Raw genomic sequence first — 17,008 nt, 5'->3', positions numbered from 1 at the left:
AAATGGTGAAGTTTAAACAATAAAAAGCGGCGCGCCTACTATCCGCGCGGCCGACTTTGTTACAATTTCAGCTTTCTCAGTTTCGAGCTTCCCATGACACGCAAAATCCTGGTCACGTCCGCCCTGCCCTATGCCAACGGCAGCATCCACCTGGGACACCTGGTCGAGTACATCCAGACCGATATCTGGGTGCGGTTTCATAAAATGCAAGCCGACACGCAATGTTTCTACGTCTGCGCGGACGACACCCACGGCACGCCCATCATGCTGCGCGCCGAGAAGGAAGGCATCACCCCGGAACAGCTGATCGATCGGGTATGGAATGAGCACACGCGCGACTTCGGCGGCTTTCACATCGAATTCGACAACTACTACTCGACCAACTCCGAAGAGAACCGGACGCTGGCACAGTCGATTTACCGCAAGCTGCGTGATGAGGCAAAACTGATCGACACCAAGATCATCGAGCAATTCTACGACCCGGAAAAGGAAATGTTCCTGCCGGACCGCTTCATCAAGGGCGAATGCCCCAAGTGCCATGCCATGGACCAGTATGGCGACTCCTGCGAGGCCTGCGGCGCCACCTACTCGCCCACCGACCTGATCAACCCGGTTTCCGCCGTTTCCGGCGCCCGCCCGGTGCGCAAGGAATCCGAGCACTATTTCTTCAAGCTCGGCGATGACAAGTGCAGGACGTTTCTGGCCGAATGGACACAAGCGGCCGGCCACCTGCAGGCCGAAGCCTGCAACAAGATGCAGGAATGGCTCGAATCCGGCCTCAACAACTGGGACATCTCGCGCGACGCCCCCTATTTCGGCTTCGAAATCCCGGATGCGCCGGGCAAATACTTCTATGTCTGGCTGGATGCGCCGATTGGCTACATGGCCAGCTTCATGAATCTGGCGAAGCGTGAGGGACTCGACTTTGACGAGTTCTGGAAAGAAGGCTCGAATACCGAGCTGTATCACTTCATCGGCAAGGACATTCTCTACTTCCACGCCCTGTTTTGGCCGGCCACGCTGAAGTTTTCCGGCCACCGCACGCCCACCAGCGTTTTCGCGCACGGCTTCCTCACCGTGAACGGCCAGAAAATGTCCAAATCGCGCGGCACCTTCATCACCGCCGAGAGCTACCTGCAACACCTCAACCCGGAATGCCTGCGCTATTACTACGCCGCCAAGCTCAACGGCAGCATGGAGGACATCGACCTCAGCCTGGAAGACTTCAGCGCACGCGTCAACAGCGACCTGGTAGGAAAATACGTCAATATTGCCAGCCGTGCTGCCGGTTTCATCCACAAGCGCTTTGAAGGCCGCCTGATCGCGCCTGAAGAACGCCGCCAGCCGGAGGAAGAGGAACTCGAAGTCATCCTGCTCGGCTCGGAAGAAATGATTGCGCGTGCCTATGCAGAGCGCGATTTCAGCCGGGCGATCCGCGAAATCATGCGCCTCACCGATGCGGTCAACCAGTTCGTCGACCAGAACAAACCCTGGGAACTGGCCAAGAAGCCGGAACAGGAAAAACGCCTGCACCAGGTATGCAGCGAAAGCCTGAATGCTTTCCGCATCCTGACCATCTACCTCAAGCCGGTGCTGCCGCAACTCGCCGCCAGGGTGGAACAGTTCCTGAATCTGGAAGGAAAAATGGGCTGGCAGGACATCGCCACCTACCCCGCCAATGCCATCAATGCCTACGAGCACCTCATGACCCGAATCGACCCGAAACAGATCGAAGCCTTGCTGGAGGCCAACAAGGGAAGCCTGCAAGCCGTACCCGCCACGGATATGCATTCCCAGGCACGCCATGGCGAAAAGCAGGCACACCAACCCCCTCTCCCCAACCCTCTCCCGCAGGGGGGAGAGGGAGCAAACGAACTCGCTATCGCTCCGCTTGTTTCTATCGACGACTTCAGCAAAATCGACCTGCGCATCGCCCGGATCGTCAATGCCGAACATGTCGAAGGCGCGGACAAGCTGCTGCAGCTCACCCTGGATATAGGCGAAGGCAAGACCCGCAACGTGTTTGCCGGCATAAAATCCGCCTACGATCCGGAGAAGCTGATCGGCCGCATGACCGTGATGGTCGCCAACCTCGCCCCGCGCAAGATGAAATTCGGCTTGTCCGAGGGCATGGTGCTGGCCGCTTCCGGCGACACGCCCGGCCTCTTCATCCTCGGCCCGGATGAAGGTGCGGAGCCCGGCATGCGCGTAAAATAAGCACATGCCGGATATCGCCACGACACCAGAACCACCGGAAGAATCGCCCGAAATCCAGCGCAAGGTGGTGGTGGCGGCCTGCTTCGGTACTTTTCTCGAATGGTATGACTTCCTCACCTTTGCCTCGCTGGCAACCTATTTCAGCGTCCTGTTTTTCCCGCAAGGCAACCCGGTAACGGCCTTGCTCGCCAGCCTCGCCACCTTTGGCGTGGGCATGGTGGTGCGTCCGCTCGGTGCGGCACTGTTCGGTTCGCTGGGCGACAAATACGGGCGGCGCCCGATTTTTATCGCCACCATTACGCTGATGGGCGTGACGACTTTTGCCGTTGGCCTGCTACCGACCTTTGACCAGGTTGGCCTGCTCGCACCCGCCCTGCTGCTGTTGCTGCGTCTTTTGCAGGGGCTGGCGGTGGGCGGGGAAATCGGCGGCGCGGCGGTCTATCTCACCGAGCACGCCCCGAACAAGCGCCGTGGCATCTACACCAGCGTACTGCAACTGATGGGACCGCTCGGCATGATGGCCTCCACCATGCAGGTGGTCCTGCTGGGCCTGTTGCTTAGCGATGCGGATTTCCGTGCTTGGGGCTGGCGCGTCCCCTTCCTGCTTTCCTCCGTGCTGCTGGCAATTTCCCTGAAAAGCCGCCTCAGCCTGCATGAATCTCCAGTATTCCGCCGCCTGCGCGAGAAAAATGCCCTGTCGCGCACGCCCTTGCGCGATTGCCTCCGCGACCGTCATACCCTGGGCCGCATGGCTCTGCTGTTTTTCTGCATCTCCGCTGGCGGGTCGCTGCTGTTCTTTTCCTCGCAGGTCTATACCAATGTCTTTCTCAAGAACGTGGTCAGGCTGGATGCACAACTGGCAGGAACGCTGGTCATGGCAGCCACCATTGCCCTGTTTCCGCTAACCATCCTGTTCGGCTGGCTGTCCGACCGGATCGGGCGCAGACCCGTGCTGCTGGCGGGCCTGCTGCTGGGCTCTCTAACCCTGGTACCGGTGTTCAATGGACTGCTGCATTTCGGCAACCCGGCGCTGGAGCGTTTCAACAATGAAGTGGCGGTGGTTTTGTCCGGCAGCGCGTGCGGCTACGATCCCTTCACGCCAGCGCGCAACGACTGCGAGCGCAATCAGGAAACGCTGGTCAAGCTGGGCATCAGTTATACCCTGGAGAACAGCGCGGGTGCGCGGGAAACAAGCATAAGAGTCGGCAATGATAATGTGGTCACGGGATTCCACCCCGAGCGCCTTGCCGAGGCCCTCAAAGCCAAGGGCTGGACGGCACAGGCCGACGCCAGCCAGGCAAACCGGCTCATGCTGGTGCTGCTGATGATGGTGCTGGTGGTCGCGGTGGCGCTCATCACCGGCCCACAGACCGCCACCCTGGCCGAACTGTTCCCGGCCCGCACCCGCTACACCGCCGTCGCCCTGCCCCACAACCTCAGCGCGGGCTGGATCGGCGGGCTCTCGCCCTTCATGGTCACCTTTCTCAGTGTCAAGGGCGGCAATGCGCTTGCCGGTATATGGTATCCCGCCGGATTGCTGACGCTGGCTTTCGTGATCGGGCTGATTTTCCTGCCGGAGACAGCGAACACGCCGCTGGATGATTAGCCGCTTTCAAGCCCGGCAGGCTGCTAGGTCAGCAGCGGGTGCATCCAGACGAACATCGCCTGCCCCTGGGAATCGGCAAGCCTGGCCAGCGCGGAGAGCTCATCCACCAGGGATTGAACCTCCCCGGCGGGCCAGCCGCTCAGCTCGAATTCCTCGGTGGCAGCCAGTTCCTCTCCCACCATCTCGATAGCCTCCTCTTCGAGGCCGGCAAGCTTCTCCATCAGCTCGTCCGGAATCCGCAGAACAATAGCCCCGTCGTCACCAGCCACGTACACCGGCTCGTAGGCATAGACCGCATCCTCCAGCCCATCGCCGGTCAGGAGGCAGTGCAGGGTTACAATTTTTGCGGTATCGATATCCCTTGCCTCGATGCCGCTCCACTCGGCAACCGGGTGTTGCGACTCGCCGATGGTCTCGGCATCCTCCTCGTCGGCACAAATGATATTTACCAGAATTCCCATTGTTTGCTCTCGTGCTTGCCTGAAGAAGGCGAATATTACCCTCATCTGCGCATGCCAGTAATACAGCCGATGAGCAGACCGATATATCAAAACCTGATACCCTGCAAAAAACGGGGGAACAGCGGATGGTTGAAGCACAGGACACGCAAGGCCAGGCTTTATCACTTTCAATATCGGATGACGGCCGCAAGCTGATGGCAAGCTTTACGCCGGCTGATAATCAGATACCTGTCGACCTGGACGGGTTACGGCAAAAAATTGCTGCCGATGGTTTTGCGCAACTCTTCCTCTTCGAGCCGGTTATGGCTCAGTTGATCAAGCAATATGCCACGGCTACCGAGCCCTTCAGCCTTGAAATCGGGGAAATTCGCGACGCCAGGGCAGCCGTCGAAATCGCTGCGGACAAAATGATGGCCTGGCTGACTGTGACTCCCCCCTGCGGCGGCGCAGCCCTGAGCCGGGAGCAGATTGAGCGCGCCTTATCTGAAAAAGCCATTACTTCCGGCATCCTTGACGAAGAAATCGAACAGGTGCTGGCAAACGGCTGCGAGGAAAGAATCCAGATAGCCCAAGGCCGCGAGGTCGTAAATGGCGAGGATGGCCGGTTGCAATGCCTGATCGCCATGGTCAAGGATCGCCACCCCCATCTCGACGAGCACGACATTGCCGATTACCGCGATCTGGGCGGCATCGTCACGGTGCATCAGGGTGAGCGCCTGATGCAGAAACACCCTCCCACGCCGGGCGAAGCCGGGGAAAACGTGCTGGGACAGGCTATCCCGGCCAAACCCGGCAAGGAAGCCATGTTTTCCCCCCAGCTCAAGGGCGCCATGATCGATCCGGAAGACCCCGCCTTCCTGATCGCGGAAACTTCCGGCCAACCGGTGGAAGTCAGCCACGGCATGATAGTGGAGCCGACGATCACGCTAAAGACGGTTGACTTGTCTACCGGCAATATAGATTTCGATGGCACCATCAACATTACTGGCGATGTTCAGGCCGGCATGAGCATTCGTGCCTCCGGTGACATCCATGTCGGCGGCACGGTCGAAGCCGCCACGCTCGACGCCGGAGGAGACGTCATCATCAAGGGCGGCATCATCGGCCACGGCGAAATTCATGACCATCCGGACAAAAAACAGAAACAGGGGATTGCCCGCATACGCTGCGATGGCTCCTGCTCGGCCCACTTCATCGAAAATGCCAGCGTCGAAACCGGCGACAGCATTCTGGTGGCCAATCTGGTGATGCAAAGTGAACTGGCGGCCATCAACCAGATCATGGTCGGCAAACCGGGATCAGCCACTGGCCGCATCATTGGCGGCCTGACCGAAGCCACCCTTCTGGTGCAGGCCGCTTCGATCGGCTCGGCGTCTGGAGTCAAGACCCGGGTGATGGTTGGCACCAATCCCTATCTGAATGACAAACTGAAACGCACGACACAACATCTGGACACAAAAGCCACGGCAATGATTGAAACCGTCAAACTGCTGGACTTTGTAAAAAGCCATCCAGAGCGCATGCCGGCGGGGATACTCAGCAAGGCTGAAAACACGCAAATGGCCCTGATGCTGGATATAGAAACCCTGCAGGAAGAAAAAGAGCAGCTCGAGTTCGAGATTGAGCTTTCCGTGGATGCCAGGGTAGTTGTGGAAAAAACCGTATTCGGTGGCGTTCAGGTCGAGATCGGCGGAAAAATTCATCTTGTCGATACTCAAGGCAGCGGCGGCAGTTTTACCCTCGGCGAAGAGGGAATCACTTTCCAGTGATTATGGGACTCGGTTAAAGAAGCCTTCCGGTCGCCGTATTGACTGATCCGGCAAGGCCTTGTTGGCTGCGGATCTCTCCCTTTTTCAAATCTGCTGGAGATCAGTCGTTTCCATGCCGGTGTCTATTTTTTTGCTTGTGCTGCCCACGGTGACGGCCATTGTCATGCCGATCATCATCGTAATACACCTCGCTCTGCCTCACACGGGGCTCTCTCCGATCGGAAGTCATGGCCGCAGTGCCGGCGGCACCTCCAATGGCGCCACCGATAATCGCGCCTTCACGCCCGCCAATGGCTGAACCGACTGCGGCACCCGCACCACCGCCCAGAGCGCCGCCAAGCACCGCATTCCCGTCAATGCTGCCCGCCTGGGCAGAAGACGCGAACACCACAAGCAGAGCCAAACCGGTCACGCCAGCAAACAATTTCATGATTTTCCTTTCGTTACAAAATAATAAAACGCTTAACCTTGGCATCATAGCAAGACAGATGCCCCGGTTGATTACAGAATTGTCATCATTCATCCGCCTTGTTGCGCATGAAATCGGCTGTTTTCCAGAATGCCCCCGTGAGTTCCTGACGCAGATTCTCGTCCACCCCGGCTTCATTCATCGCGCGCTGCATGCAGGCCATCCACTGATCGCGCTCGCTCTCGCCGATGGCGAACGGCATATGCCGCTGGCGCAAGCGGGGATGGCCAAATTTTTCCATGTAAAGCTGCGGCCCGCCGGTCCAGCCGGAGAGAAACATGAACAGTTTATTGCGTGCTTCGCCGAGATCCCTGGGGTGCAGCTTGCGGATACCGTAGTAATCAGGATCTTCGTCCATCAGATCGTAAAAGCGGTCAACCAGGAGACGGATGGGATCTTCCCCGCCCATCCTTTGATAATGCGTTTCCATTGCCTATTCCTTTACCGGCTTGACCAGGCTCGCGGCCAGCCTGGCGCGGCTGCGCGCCTCTTCCACATCAGCGCCATTTGCCAATGCCACACCCATGCGGCGGCGGATAAAGCTTTCCGGTTTGCCAAACAGGCGGAGATCGCTCTCTGGCACCGCCAGCGCCTGCTCGATTCCTTCGAACGCAATGCCTTTTTCCTCCATGCCGCCATAAATGACTGCCGAAGCGCCCGGCCTGCGCGGGGATACGTCCACCGGCAAGCCGAGGATGGCGCGGGCGTGAAGCTCGAACTCCGACAAACGCTGGCTGCACAGCGTCACCAGGCCGGTATCGTGAGGACGGGGACTAACTTCTGAAAACCACACCTGATCTCCCTTGACGAAAAACTCGACGCCGAAAATTCCGCGCCCGCCCAGGTCGTCTGTCACGGCCCGGGCGGCATCCTGCGCACTTTTCAGGGCTGCGGGTCTCATGGCCTGCGGCTGCCAGCTCTCGACATAATCACCCTTGACCTGGACATGCCCGATGGGCTCGCAGAAACAAGTTTCAACTGCACCGCTGGCACCCACCGCGCGCACGGTCAGCAGGGTGATTTCATAATCGAAACGGATCATCTCCTCCACGATCACTCGCCCATGGCTGACCCGGCCTCCGCTCATGGCGTAATCCCAGGATTTTTCAACGTCTTCAGGGCCGTTCACGGTGGACTGCCCCTTGCCGGATGAAGACATCACCGGCTTGACGATACAGGGAAAACCGATGGAATTTTCAATGGCATCCCGCATCTCGTCCAGCGAGCCGGCAAATGCGTAACGCGAGGTAGGCAGGCCCAGTTTTTCCGCCGCCAGGCGACGGATGCCTTCGCGGTTCATGGTCAACTGTGCGGCACGGGCGGTTGGAATGACTTCTGCCAGCCCATCCTGTTCGATCAGCGCCAGCATATCGGTAGCGATAGCCTCGATTTCGGGCACCACGAGATCCGGTTTCTCCAGCTCGACCAGCGCGCGCAACGCCGGCCCGTCGGCCATGTTGATGACGTGAGCGCGATGGGCTACCTGGTGGCCGGGTGCATTGGGGTAGCGGTCAACCGCAATGACTTCCACCCCCAGGCGCTGCAGGGCGATGATGACTTCCTTGCCCAGCTCGCCGCTGCCAAGCAGCATGACCCGAGTGGCCAGGGGGCTTAAGGGTGTGCCGATTCTCATGACGCTCGCTTCAAAATATTGGCCATATGCAATACATGGCTGGAAATGGCCAAAAACATCGCCACAGAGGAATTTTTGTTTTGTGCAAAATCTGGTTGGCTAACTCGGCACAAAGAGCGCGGGACTAACCCCAAAGAACTTGCCAAGTTTTCCAGCTAATGTCGCGCTGATTTTGCGCTTTCCGGCCAGGATTGCCGACAGGTTGCCTTGCGGCACGATGGAGCTCAAGTCCTCTTGATTCAACCCGCGTGCTTCGATCAGGAAGCGCAGAGAATCTTTGGGAGCCGCAGCTTCGATGGCGTAGTGTTCGCGCTCATACTTGGAAACCACGTCGCCAATTAGCTCCAGAAGGCCAGAGAGTGCATGGTCCTCATCGTCACCCACCACGTCCAGCAGCGAGTTCATCAGAGCCACCATCTGGTCATAGCTGGCCTCGTCGTGAACCGGACGGAGATGCGCCATAGACTCGAATGCCGCCCAAGAGGACTGGATGGCTCGAATATCGAATTGGGTTTGTGCTGCTTGCATGATTCAGACCTTTCCTTTTCGGTAACGCTTACACCAATCATCATACTCACGATGCGTCATAACTTCCCGTATGTAAACACGTTTCGCCCTGTACTGCACAACGGCAACGACGCGATAATTGTTCCCGGCCACGTCGAACACCACATAGGGCGGCACATAGTCTGCGGAGTTGTAAAACTCCCGGATATGGCCAAAATCCCTGAAGTCGGTTTGCTCGACTATCGAATGCCACTGGCGCAACACTGATTCCGCAGCGGGATGTTTCTGCCAGAACTCACGAAGCATTTTGAAAGAGATAATGTGCACGATATAAATTATATCATATTGATATGGCACATCAGGGGCAACGGTTATTTCCAGCCTGAAACAAAATTTTGCAGCGATCCAAACGCCGCCTCAAGATTGGCGGCTGCCGCCGGACTCAGAGGTTCACCGAGTTCGAAGGTCTCCCCGCGCACGGCCAGCAGCCAGGCTGGAGGCGCTTCGCCATAAAGTTCCTGATAAGCCTGGAGCACCGCATTGGGGCTCATGGCGTGGGAAGTAAAACTGCGATCTTTGGCCGGGGCCAGGCGGGAAAAAGCAAATGGCGGCGGACAGGAAACGCTGGCATCGATGAACAGCACCCGTTCGCGGCCTTGCAAATCGATGGCATGCTCCACCTGGAGCTGAAAATCGGTGAGCAGTTCGACCTGGGGGAGGTGCAGCGCTTCCAGCCGTTCCAGCAGCAGCGGCCCGAGAGCATCGTCGCCCCGGCTCGGGTTGCCATAGGCGAAGACCAGCAGCGGCGCCGTCACGCGCCGCACGTGCCCGGGCTGTTGCGCGCCAGCCGGTCGATCTGTTTGCCTTCCGCGTCGATCAGTTCCACTTCCAGCGGCATTTTCCCCAGGGCGTGGGTGGCGCAGGAGAGGCAGGGATCAAAGGCGCGAATGGCCACTTCGATATGGTTGAGCAAGCCTTCGGTGAGCTCCTTGCCATCCAGGTATTGCAGCGCCACCTGGCGCACCGCTTCGTTCATGGCCTGATTGTTGTGGGTGGTGGAGACGATCAGGTTGGCGCGCACGATCTGCTCGTCCTCGTTGATGCGGTAGTGATGAATCAGCGTGCCGCGCGGCGCTTCGATCACACCCACCCCGCGCAGGGAGCGTTCACCCTGGCTGAGCAGATCGTCGCCGAGCAGATCGTCGTCGTGCAGCAGTTCCTGGATGCCCTCGGCGCAATGCAGCATCTCGATCATGCGCGTCCAGTGGTAGGCGAGCGTGGCCTGGGTGGCGCTGCCGCCGTCAAATGCCTTGAAAATCCTGCGCTCGGCCTCGGCCAGCGGGGTAGGGATGAAGTCGCAGTTATTCACCCGCGCCAGCGGTCCGACCCGGTACCAGCCCTCCTCCCTGCCGCGCGAGCGAATGAAGGGGAATTTCATGTAGGACCAGGGCTTCACTTCCTCATGCACATAATCCCAGTAATGGCTGTAATCCAAATGGTCAAAAATGTCCTGGCCGTGCTCATCCCGCGCGCGCAGACCGCCGTGGTAAAAATCCAGCGCGCCATCTTCGCGCGCCAGGCTCATGAAGCTGGAACGGTAATAACCGAAGCCGTTGTGGAATTCCGGCCGCTCGCAATAGACCTTCCTGATCAAATCGACGGCTCCCTGGCTCCAGGCAATGATCTGATCGATGTCCTTCAGCAGGAAATCACGCTCGGCCACGCTGAGATTCTTGTTCACGCCGCCGGGAATGGCACCGGTGCCATGGATGCGCTTGCCGGCGGTCAGGCGGATGACTTCCTGCCCATATTTGCGCAAGGCAACGCCCTGCCTGGCAATCTCGGGGTAGGCCGCAGCCACGCCGACAATGTTGCGCGTGGCGAGGCCGGAATCAAAGCCGAACAGCAGGTCGGGTGAGGCCAGATAAAAGAAATGCAGGGCATGGGATTGCAGGATCTGGCCAAAATGCATCAGGCGGCGCAACTTATCGGCACTGGGCGTCAAGGTGGCGCCAATGATCATGTCCATCGCCTTGGAGGCGGCAAGGTGGTGGCTCACCGGACAGATGCCGCACAGGCGCTGTACCAGCACCGGCACCTCGGTATAGGGCCGCCCCTGAATGAATTTCTCGAAGCCACGGAATTCGACGATGTGAAAGCGCGCCTGGTGGATGCGGTTGTCTTCGTCCAGCAGCAGCGTGACCTTGCCGTGCCCCTCGACGCGGGTCACCGGCTCGATCACCACGCGCTTGAGGTTTTCCGGATGGGCGGCGGTTTCCAGTTCAAAAGTCATGGTAGATCCATTAACCGCGAAGGACGCAAAGGTACGCGAAGGAAAAAAAACGGTTTACCTTGCGATCCTTTGCGTCCCTTGCGGTAAAAAAATTAGTCATAATGCAGCTGCTCATAATCCAGTTTCGGCTCCCGGCCCGCCAGCAGGTCGGTAAGGAATTTCCAGATTGCATCCGCCGGCGGTGGACAGCCGGGCAGGAAATAATCCACCTTCACCACTTCGTAGATCGGGTGCACCTTGTCAAAGGGCAGCGGCAATTCCGGATCATTGGGAATCTGCCCGCCTTCAAGCCCGCCTTCGTACTGGTACACCTCCTGGAAGCAATCCCACAGGTCGATATTGTTGCGCAGCGCCGGCAAGCCGCCGGTAATGGCACAGGCGCCCATCGCCACCAGAACCTTGCAGTTCTTGCGGAATTCCTTCAGGACATGCACGTTCTCCGCGTTGCACACGCCGCCTTCCACAATGCCCACGTCACAAGGGCTGCAATGCTTGATGTCGGTCAGCGGCGTGCGGTCGAATTCCACCACTTCGAGCAGATCGAACAGGCGCTCATCGATATCCAGCAGGGACATGTGGCAGCCAAAACAGCCCGCCAGGGAACAGGTGGCAATGCGCACTTTTTTCATCTCACTCATGCTCCCCCTCTTTCCCTTCGCTCTCTACCTGGCAGATGGGCTTATGGTCGTAAATACGGCGGCCAATCGGCACGCTGAAACCCTGACGCTTGATCAGGATGGCGCCGGTCGGACATACCTGCGCCGCTCTGTCGGTAACGGCAAAAGTGCTGTCACCGAGGCGACCGCTGGCGGAATTCACCACCAGCCGCGACCCGATGCCACGCCCGGAAAGGGCGAACACGTTTTTTCCATCCACATCGCGGCTGGCACGCAAGCACAGCTCGCACAGGATGCAACGATTGCGGTCGAGAAACACGTCCGGATGTGAAGCGTCCACTTCACGCGGCGGGTAAAAATGGTTGTAACGGGGCGACATCATGCCGAGGCAATAGGCTACCGCCTGCAACTGGCAATTGCCGCTTTTTTCGCAGGTCGGGCACAGGTGATTGCCTTCGACGAACAGCATCTGCACAATGGCACGCCGCTCATTGTTGAGCGCCTCGGTCATGTTCTCGACCTCCATGCCTTCGCTGGCAGGCAGGGTGCAGGAAGAAACCGGACGGCCGTTGACATTGACCGTGCACAGCTTGCAGCTGCCATGCGGCTTGAATTCCGGGTTATGGCACAGATGGGGAATGTAAACCTTCGCCACCAACGCGGCGTCCATAATGGTCTGCCCATCTGCAAAGGGAATATTCACGCCGTCGATGGAAATGGTTTTGCTCATATCAGGTGCGCCCATTCATCGTCCCGTCCGGTAATATTGCGCGCCGTTTGCAGCGCCCCATCCAGATCGAATGCCGGTTCGAAAGAAAGCGCCTTCAGCTTGCGCTCGAAGGTGCCGGGGAATTTTTTCAGCGTATCGAGCACCGGGTTGGCCGCAGTGTGGCCCAGCCCGCAATGGCTCATGGTACCGAGGATATGGCCGACATGTTTCAATTCTTCGAGGTCTGCCGGGGTGCCATGTCCACCCGCGATCTTGTCCATGATCCGCTTCTGCAGTTGCGTGCCGACCCGGCAGGGCGTACAGAAACCACAGCTTTCATGGGCAAAAAAATGGGTAAAATTATGGGCGGCGGCAAACATTTCGCGCTTGCGATGAAATACCATGAATGCCCCAGCCGTGGGCAAATCCTCAAAGGCGATGCGGCGGCCAAATTCCTGCCATGAAACCAGTGTCCCGGAAGGCCCGCTGACCTGAACGGCGTGGGCGTCCTCCGCGCCGCAATCGCGCAGGACTTCCTCCACCGTCACGCCAAAGGGATATTCGTAGATGCCGGGCCGCGCGCAGTCGCCGGAAATACTAAGAATCTTGGTACCGGTCGATTGCGCTGTTCCCATGGCGGCAAACCAGGCGCCGCCCTTTTCCGCTATACGGGCAGCACAGGCAAAAGTCTCCACATTGTCCACCACGGTTGGCCGGCCCAGATAGCCTTTGGTCACCGGAAACGGCGGGCGGTTACGGGGGCGCCCGCGTTTGCCCTCGAGCGATTCGATCAGGGCGGATTCCTCGCCGCAGATATAAGCGCCGGCACCGAGATGGATCTCGATATCAAATGCGAACCCTGTTTCATCGAGGATATTTTCACCCAGCAGCCCATCGGCCCGGCGCCTGGCCAGCACCGCTTCCAGTGGTTTCAGCAGATAGCGGTATTCGCCACGCAGGTAGAGAAAACCCTTGCGCGCTCCGATCACCCGCGCCCCCACGGTCATTCCCTCGAATACCATATCGGCATGGCTGCTGAGCAACACGCGATCCTTGAAAGTACCCGGCTCGCCCTCGTCGGCATTGCAGACAATGAAACGCTCGGGGTTTCCACCCACGTCGCAGATCATGCTGCCCTCTTCCTCGGCAATCGCCGCGTGACAGAATGACCACTTCGAAGCGGTCTTGAAACCCGCTCCTCCTCGACCGCGCAGATTGGCGGCATCCACTTCCCTGAGAGTCGCCTCGGCACCGCGTGCCAGCATGGCGCGCAGGCCTGCCCCGGGCACAAAGAGGTCACCTAGCAGCATGCCGGGGCGCCGGATATTGTCCCTGACCTCGAACAGCATTTCCGGCCACTCCGCCACCGGCTTGCGGATGCGGATCAGCTCGGCAATCAGGTCCAGCCGGTTGTTATCCAGATTGGTCAAAGGCCAGCCATTCACCAGCGCCGCGGGACCCTGGTCGCACATGCCGGTGCAGGAAGTGCTGTCCACGCTCACCAGATTGTCTTCCGACACCTTGCCGGGCTCGACCCACAGCTTGTTGCAGAAATACTGCATCAGCTCCGGCTTGCCAAGCATGTTGTCAGTGATGTTGTCCGAAAAGAGGAGACGATATTCACCCTGAGGGATGAGCGAAAGAAAGGAATAAAAACCGGCGACACCTTCCACCTCGGCGCGCGACAGATTCAGGTGACTGGCAATGCAATCAATGGCCTCTGGCGGAATGAAATGAAAGCAGTCCTGCACGTCGCGCAGGATTTGCAGCAAACGCGTGGGATCACCGCCATGACGGCCAAGCACGGGAGCCAGCTGGTCTTCGATATGAGGATACTCGCAAGGCTCCATGTACGGCCCTCCCACCCGATAAACGTTTCAAGATAATGCCACTATATTACCAGCAGATGATGACAGACACTTGAAGCAAAAAAAGCACGCAGGGATAAAGAAACTGGCACAAAAAGGAATTTTATGAGCTCTTCGGGCACGTCAGGAATATAGTGATAAAAGGATTCCTGCTTGATTCCGGAACCGCCATATGAAATGGAGAGCTATCATGAAAACCCGTCATACTCTCTGGAACACCGTTCTGCTGATCTCTGCCTGGATTGCTTCGGCAAACGTCATCGCAGACAACAGCCAAACACCCGCCACACCGCCTGAACCACCACTGAAGCTCAACACCACTGCCAATCACACCAAATTCGAGATTTTGCACAAAGACTTCAAGTCAGGGCCGGAGGTCACCAGGGCCTGCCTGAGCTGCCATACCGAGGCGGCAAGGCAGATCCATCGGACCAAGCACTGGACCTGGGAATATGTAAACCCTGACAACATGCAGCGTCTGGGCAAAAAGAACGTGCTCAACAATTACTGTGTCGCCATCCCGTCCAATTACGCCTTTTGCAATACCTGCCATGTGGGCTATGGCCGGAAAGACAAGAATTTCGATTTCAGCTCCGAAGCCAACGTGGATTGCCTGGTGTGCCACGACACCACTGGCAGCTACATCAAGGCTTCCGGCATGGCGGGCCACCCAGCCTACCAGGACATGGAATTTCCGCCGGGCTCAGGCAAGATTATCAGGGCAGTTGATTTACAAAGGGTGGCGCAACAAGTAGGCAAAACCAGTCGCGATACCTGCGGCGCATGCCATTTCCATGGTGGAGGCGGCGACGGCGTCAAACACGGAGACATGGATAGTTCGCTGGCGGCGCCTGACAGGGCACTCGACGTGCACATGGACGCCACAGGGGCGGACTTCACATGCGCCACCTGCCACATGACCACGGGCCACCAGGTGCCAGGAAGCCGTTATGCTCCGACTGCCATGGACAAGGGTGGCCGCCACATGCGCGGCAAGCTGGACAAATCCAACCCCGGGACATGCCAATCCTGCCACGGAGATCAGCCGCACGCGGCAGAAGTTGGGGTGCTTAACAAACATAGCGACAAGGTAGCGTGCCAGACCTGTCATATTCCAGCCATGGCGCGTGGCGGTATTCCAACCACCATGTTCTGGGACTGGTCCACCGCCGGAAAAATGGGCCCGGACGGGATGCCAATGGTGAAGACCGATTCCAGGGGGCGTGCAATTTACAGTTCAAAAAAAGGCGATTTCACCCTGGGTGAGAACGTCATCCCGGACTACATCTGGTTCAACGGGAAGGTAAGATACACCCTCCTTACTGACAAAATCGACAAGACAGCAGGCGTGACAAAGATCAACCACTTCGAAGGCAGCCCAAAAGATGGAAAATCAAGGATCTGGCCGGTCAAGATTGTCCGTGGCGTTCAGCCTTATGATCCGGTTGCCAAATCGCTGGTAATTCCGCACACCACGGGCACCGACGAGACGTCCTACTGGAAAAACTTCAATTGGGAAAAAGCCATCGCCACAGGGATGAATTACGCCGGTGCACCGTTCTCAGGCAAGGTTGATTTTATCCGGACAGAAATGACCTGGCCACTCAACCACATGGTCGCGCCCAAGGAAAATGCACTCGACTGCAAGGAATGCCATCAGCCGAACGGGCGCATGAAAAATCTGCCGGGCTTCCATGTTGGCCCATAGCACCTGTTAATTCAGGCATTTCAACGCCACAACCAAACAACCACCCTTATTCAACCGCATAGGGCAAGCTCAACAGTTTCAGAACCGGTCCATCCGGGGTTTTCCAGTGCACGGCGCCGGACTCGATGCTGGAGTTCAAAATCACGGCCAAAAGGTCAAATCCGCCATCGGGCGCGGGCTGTGCATTTACCACCATGCCGCCGGACTGTTCCGACGGTCCCTGGCCAAACAGCACATCACCCGGCTGGGGCGCGGCATCGGATTGCAGGCGGGCGCGGTACATGCGGCGCTTGACCTTGCCCAGGTACTGCGAGCGCGCCACGATTTCCTGCCCGGGATAACAGCCCTTGGTGAAGCTGACGCCGCCGATCAGCTCCATATTCGCCATCTGCGGCACGAATTGCTCCTGGGTTGCGGCCGTCACCATGGGAATGCCGGCCTGGATTTCCAGCCATTCCCAGCAGCCGCTGCCAACGGGGGTGCAATGCCTGCTCAGGATTTGCCACACTGCTGCCGCATTATCAGGCGCAACCAGCAGCTCAAAGCGCTGCCCCGGCAGGCGGATGGCCGTTACCGCGCCGCACCTGGCAACGGCATAATCATCTTCCGGCGCAGTTCCACCCAATTCGGCCAGCGCGGCAAAAGCCGCCTGCCCGGCGATGCCGAGGCGGATCGTCTGTTCGCTGGCGTCGCTCACTTTCACCTTGGAGCGCATGACATACATGGTGAGACGTTTCTGGATGGCCTCGCGCAGTGGCGCCGGGAGTTGCATGAAAAACCCTTCCGCACTGCGCCACAGCAGGAAAGTCGCCAGCATTCGCCCCTTGGGTGTGCAGTAGCTGCCGAGCCGGGCCTGCGCCAGCGTCGCCTGCCGCACGTCGCAGCTCACCTGGCCCTGCAGGAAGGCTTCACTGTCTTCACCGGCAAACTGGACGACGCTAAAATGCGAAAGATCGGTGAGAATGCTGCCGTTCTGCGCCGCCAGGATTTCCTGTTGCGGCGAATCGAAGTGAACCAGCTGCTGGTTTTCGATCCGGGCGCCCGCCGCGAGCAAAAAATCTTGCCAGTTGGAATTCATTTTTATTTCCGATCAAATTAGTCGTGATTTAATTAAGGGGTAAAATAAGGGTCTTTGGCCTTTTTTACAAGCC

At 58.4% G+C, this 17,008-nt stretch carries 16 protein-coding genes; 4 read left to right on the top strand and 12 right to left on the bottom strand.

Annotated elements, in window-relative coordinates:
* The first annotated feature begins 93 nt into the window (after positions 1-93).
* On the top strand, positions 94-2,217 hold the full coding sequence (gene metG / locus WC392_09740; GenBank protein MFA5242637.1) for a methionine--tRNA ligase: 2,124 nt from the start codon (positions 94-96) through the stop codon (positions 2,215-2,217).
* Between the two features lie 4 nt (positions 2,218-2,221).
* Positions 2,222-3,823, top strand: coding sequence for an MFS transporter (locus WC392_09735; protein MFA5242636.1), 1,602 nt, complete (start codon positions 2,222-2,224; stop codon positions 3,821-3,823).
* 23 nt (positions 3,824-3,846) lie between these two features.
* Here the strand turns inward: WC392_09735 and WC392_09730 are convergent, their stop codons facing one another.
* Positions 3,847-4,284 carry a hypothetical protein gene (locus tag WC392_09730; GenBank protein MFA5242635.1) on the bottom strand — a complete coding sequence of 146 codons (438 nt, stop codon included), beginning with the start codon at positions 4,282-4,284 and terminating at the stop codon, positions 3,847-3,849.
* A gap of 125 nt (positions 4,285-4,409) precedes the next feature.
* Between WC392_09730 and WC392_09725 the strand changes: the two genes are divergently transcribed.
* The gene (locus WC392_09725; protein MFA5242634.1) at positions 4,410-6,053 is read left to right on the top strand and encodes a FapA family protein; all 1,644 of its coding nucleotides are present in this window, start codon (positions 4,410-4,412) and stop codon (positions 6,051-6,053) included.
* Positions 6,054-6,153: 100 nt separating this feature from the next.
* On the opposite strand, the gene WC392_09720 is transcribed toward WC392_09725, so the two are convergent.
* The 10 genes from WC392_09720 to WC392_09675 all read right to left on the bottom strand — a co-directional run bounded on the left by WC392_09720 (position 6,154) and on the right by WC392_09675 (position 14,131).
* On the bottom strand, positions 6,154-6,483 hold the full coding sequence (locus WC392_09720) for a hypothetical protein (GenBank protein MFA5242633.1): 330 nt from the start codon (positions 6,481-6,483) through the stop codon (positions 6,154-6,156).
* An 85-nt stretch (positions 6,484-6,568) separates the two neighbouring features.
* On the bottom strand, positions 6,569-6,952 hold the full coding sequence (locus tag WC392_09715) for a group II truncated hemoglobin (protein ID MFA5242632.1): 384 nt from the start codon (positions 6,950-6,952) through the stop codon (positions 6,569-6,571).
* 3 nt (positions 6,953-6,955) lie between these two features.
* Positions 6,956-8,155 (bottom strand): formate-dependent phosphoribosylglycinamide formyltransferase, encoded by a 1,200-nt coding sequence (purT, locus tag WC392_09710; protein MFA5242631.1) that lies wholly within the window; start codon positions 8,153-8,155, stop codon positions 6,956-6,958.
* A gap of 99 nt (positions 8,156-8,254) precedes the next feature.
* Positions 8,255-8,683, bottom strand: a complete 429-nt coding sequence (locus WC392_09705; protein MFA5242630.1) for a helix-turn-helix domain-containing protein — start codon at positions 8,681-8,683, stop codon at positions 8,255-8,257.
* 3 nt (positions 8,684-8,686) lie between these two features.
* Positions 8,687-8,989 carry a type II toxin-antitoxin system HigB family toxin gene (locus WC392_09700; protein MFA5242629.1) on the bottom strand — a complete coding sequence of 101 codons (303 nt, stop codon included), beginning with the start codon at positions 8,987-8,989 and terminating at the stop codon, positions 8,687-8,689.
* 44 nt (positions 8,990-9,033) lie between these two features.
* Positions 9,034-9,477 (bottom strand): hydrogenase maturation protease, encoded by a 444-nt coding sequence (locus tag WC392_09695; protein ID MFA5242628.1) that lies wholly within the window; start codon positions 9,475-9,477, stop codon positions 9,034-9,036.
* The gene (locus WC392_09690; GenBank protein MFA5242627.1) at positions 9,474-10,955 is read right to left on the bottom strand and encodes a Ni/Fe hydrogenase subunit alpha; all 1,482 of its coding nucleotides are present in this window, start codon (positions 10,953-10,955) and stop codon (positions 9,474-9,476) included. The genes WC392_09695 and WC392_09690 overlap by 4 nt, the downstream gene beginning before the upstream one ends.
* 92 nt (positions 10,956-11,047) lie before the next feature.
* Complete coding sequence (locus WC392_09685; protein MFA5242626.1) at positions 11,048-11,593, bottom strand: NADP oxidoreductase; 546 nt, start codon at positions 11,591-11,593, stop codon at positions 11,048-11,050.
* Positions 11,586-12,302 (bottom strand): 2Fe-2S iron-sulfur cluster-binding protein, encoded by a 717-nt coding sequence (locus tag WC392_09680; protein MFA5242625.1) that lies wholly within the window; start codon positions 12,300-12,302, stop codon positions 11,586-11,588. The genes WC392_09685 and WC392_09680 overlap by 8 nt, the downstream gene beginning before the upstream one ends.
* Positions 12,299-14,131, bottom strand: a complete 1,833-nt coding sequence (locus WC392_09675) for an NAD(P)H-dependent oxidoreductase subunit E (protein MFA5242624.1) — start codon at positions 14,129-14,131, stop codon at positions 12,299-12,301. The genes WC392_09680 and WC392_09675 overlap by 4 nt, the downstream gene beginning before the upstream one ends.
* A gap of 208 nt (positions 14,132-14,339) precedes the next feature.
* On the opposite strand from WC392_09675, the gene WC392_09670 reads away from it, so the two are divergent.
* The gene (locus WC392_09670; protein MFA5242623.1) at positions 14,340-15,857 is read left to right on the top strand and encodes a tetrathionate reductase family octaheme c-type cytochrome; all 1,518 of its coding nucleotides are present in this window, start codon (positions 14,340-14,342) and stop codon (positions 15,855-15,857) included.
* Between the two features lie 46 nt (positions 15,858-15,903).
* On the opposite strand, the gene WC392_09665 is transcribed toward WC392_09670, so the two are convergent.
* The gene (locus tag WC392_09665; GenBank protein MFA5242622.1) at positions 15,904-16,935 is read right to left on the bottom strand and encodes a folate-binding protein YgfZ; all 1,032 of its coding nucleotides are present in this window, start codon (positions 16,933-16,935) and stop codon (positions 15,904-15,906) included.
* Positions 16,936-17,008: the final 73 nt, after the last annotated feature.

Source organism: Sulfuricella sp. (assembly GCA_041651995.1).
Classification (GTDB): Bacteria; Pseudomonadota; Gammaproteobacteria; order Burkholderiales; family Sulfuricellaceae; genus Sulfurimicrobium.
This window is presented reverse-complemented; position numbering and strand designations above follow the sequence as displayed.

Bases quoted from the DNA above. Each gene is read 5' to 3' on its own strand.
- metG (MFA5242637.1), top strand. From the start codon at position 94: ATGACACGCAAAATCCTGGTCACGTCCGCCCTGCCCTATGCCAACGGC.
- WC392_09735 (MFA5242636.1), top strand. From the start codon at position 2,222: ATGCCGGATATCGCCACGACACCAGAACCACCGGAAGAATCGCCCGAA.
- WC392_09730 (MFA5242635.1), bottom strand. From the start codon at position 4,284: ATGGGAATTCTGGTAAATATCATTTGTGCCGACGAGGAGGATGCCGAG.
- WC392_09725 (MFA5242634.1), top strand. From the start codon at position 4,410: ATGGTTGAAGCACAGGACACGCAAGGCCAGGCTTTATCACTTTCAATA.
- WC392_09720 (MFA5242633.1), bottom strand. From the start codon at position 6,483: ATGAAATTGTTTGCTGGCGTGACCGGTTTGGCTCTGCTTGTGGTGTTC.
- WC392_09715 (MFA5242632.1), bottom strand. From the start codon at position 6,952: ATGGAAACGCATTATCAAAGGATGGGCGGGGAAGATCCCATCCGTCTC.
- purT (MFA5242631.1), bottom strand. From the start codon at position 8,155: ATGAGAATCGGCACACCCTTAAGCCCCCTGGCCACTCGGGTCATGCTG.
- WC392_09705 (MFA5242630.1), bottom strand. From the start codon at position 8,683: ATGCAAGCAGCACAAACCCAATTCGATATTCGAGCCATCCAGTCCTCT.
- WC392_09690 (MFA5242627.1), bottom strand. From the start codon at position 10,955: ATGACTTTTGAACTGGAAACCGCCGCCCATCCGGAAAACCTCAAGCGC.
- WC392_09685 (MFA5242626.1), bottom strand. From the start codon at position 11,593: ATGAGTGAGATGAAAAAAGTGCGCATTGCCACCTGTTCCCTGGCGGGC.
- WC392_09680 (MFA5242625.1), bottom strand. From the start codon at position 12,302: ATGAGCAAAACCATTTCCATCGACGGCGTGAATATTCCCTTTGCAGAT.
- WC392_09675 (MFA5242624.1), bottom strand. From the start codon at position 14,131: ATGGAGCCTTGCGAGTATCCTCATATCGAAGACCAGCTGGCTCCCGTG.
- WC392_09670 (MFA5242623.1), top strand. From the start codon at position 14,340: ATGAAAACCCGTCATACTCTCTGGAACACCGTTCTGCTGATCTCTGCC.
- WC392_09665 (MFA5242622.1), bottom strand. From the start codon at position 16,935: ATGAATTCCAACTGGCAAGATTTTTTGCTCGCGGCGGGCGCCCGGATC.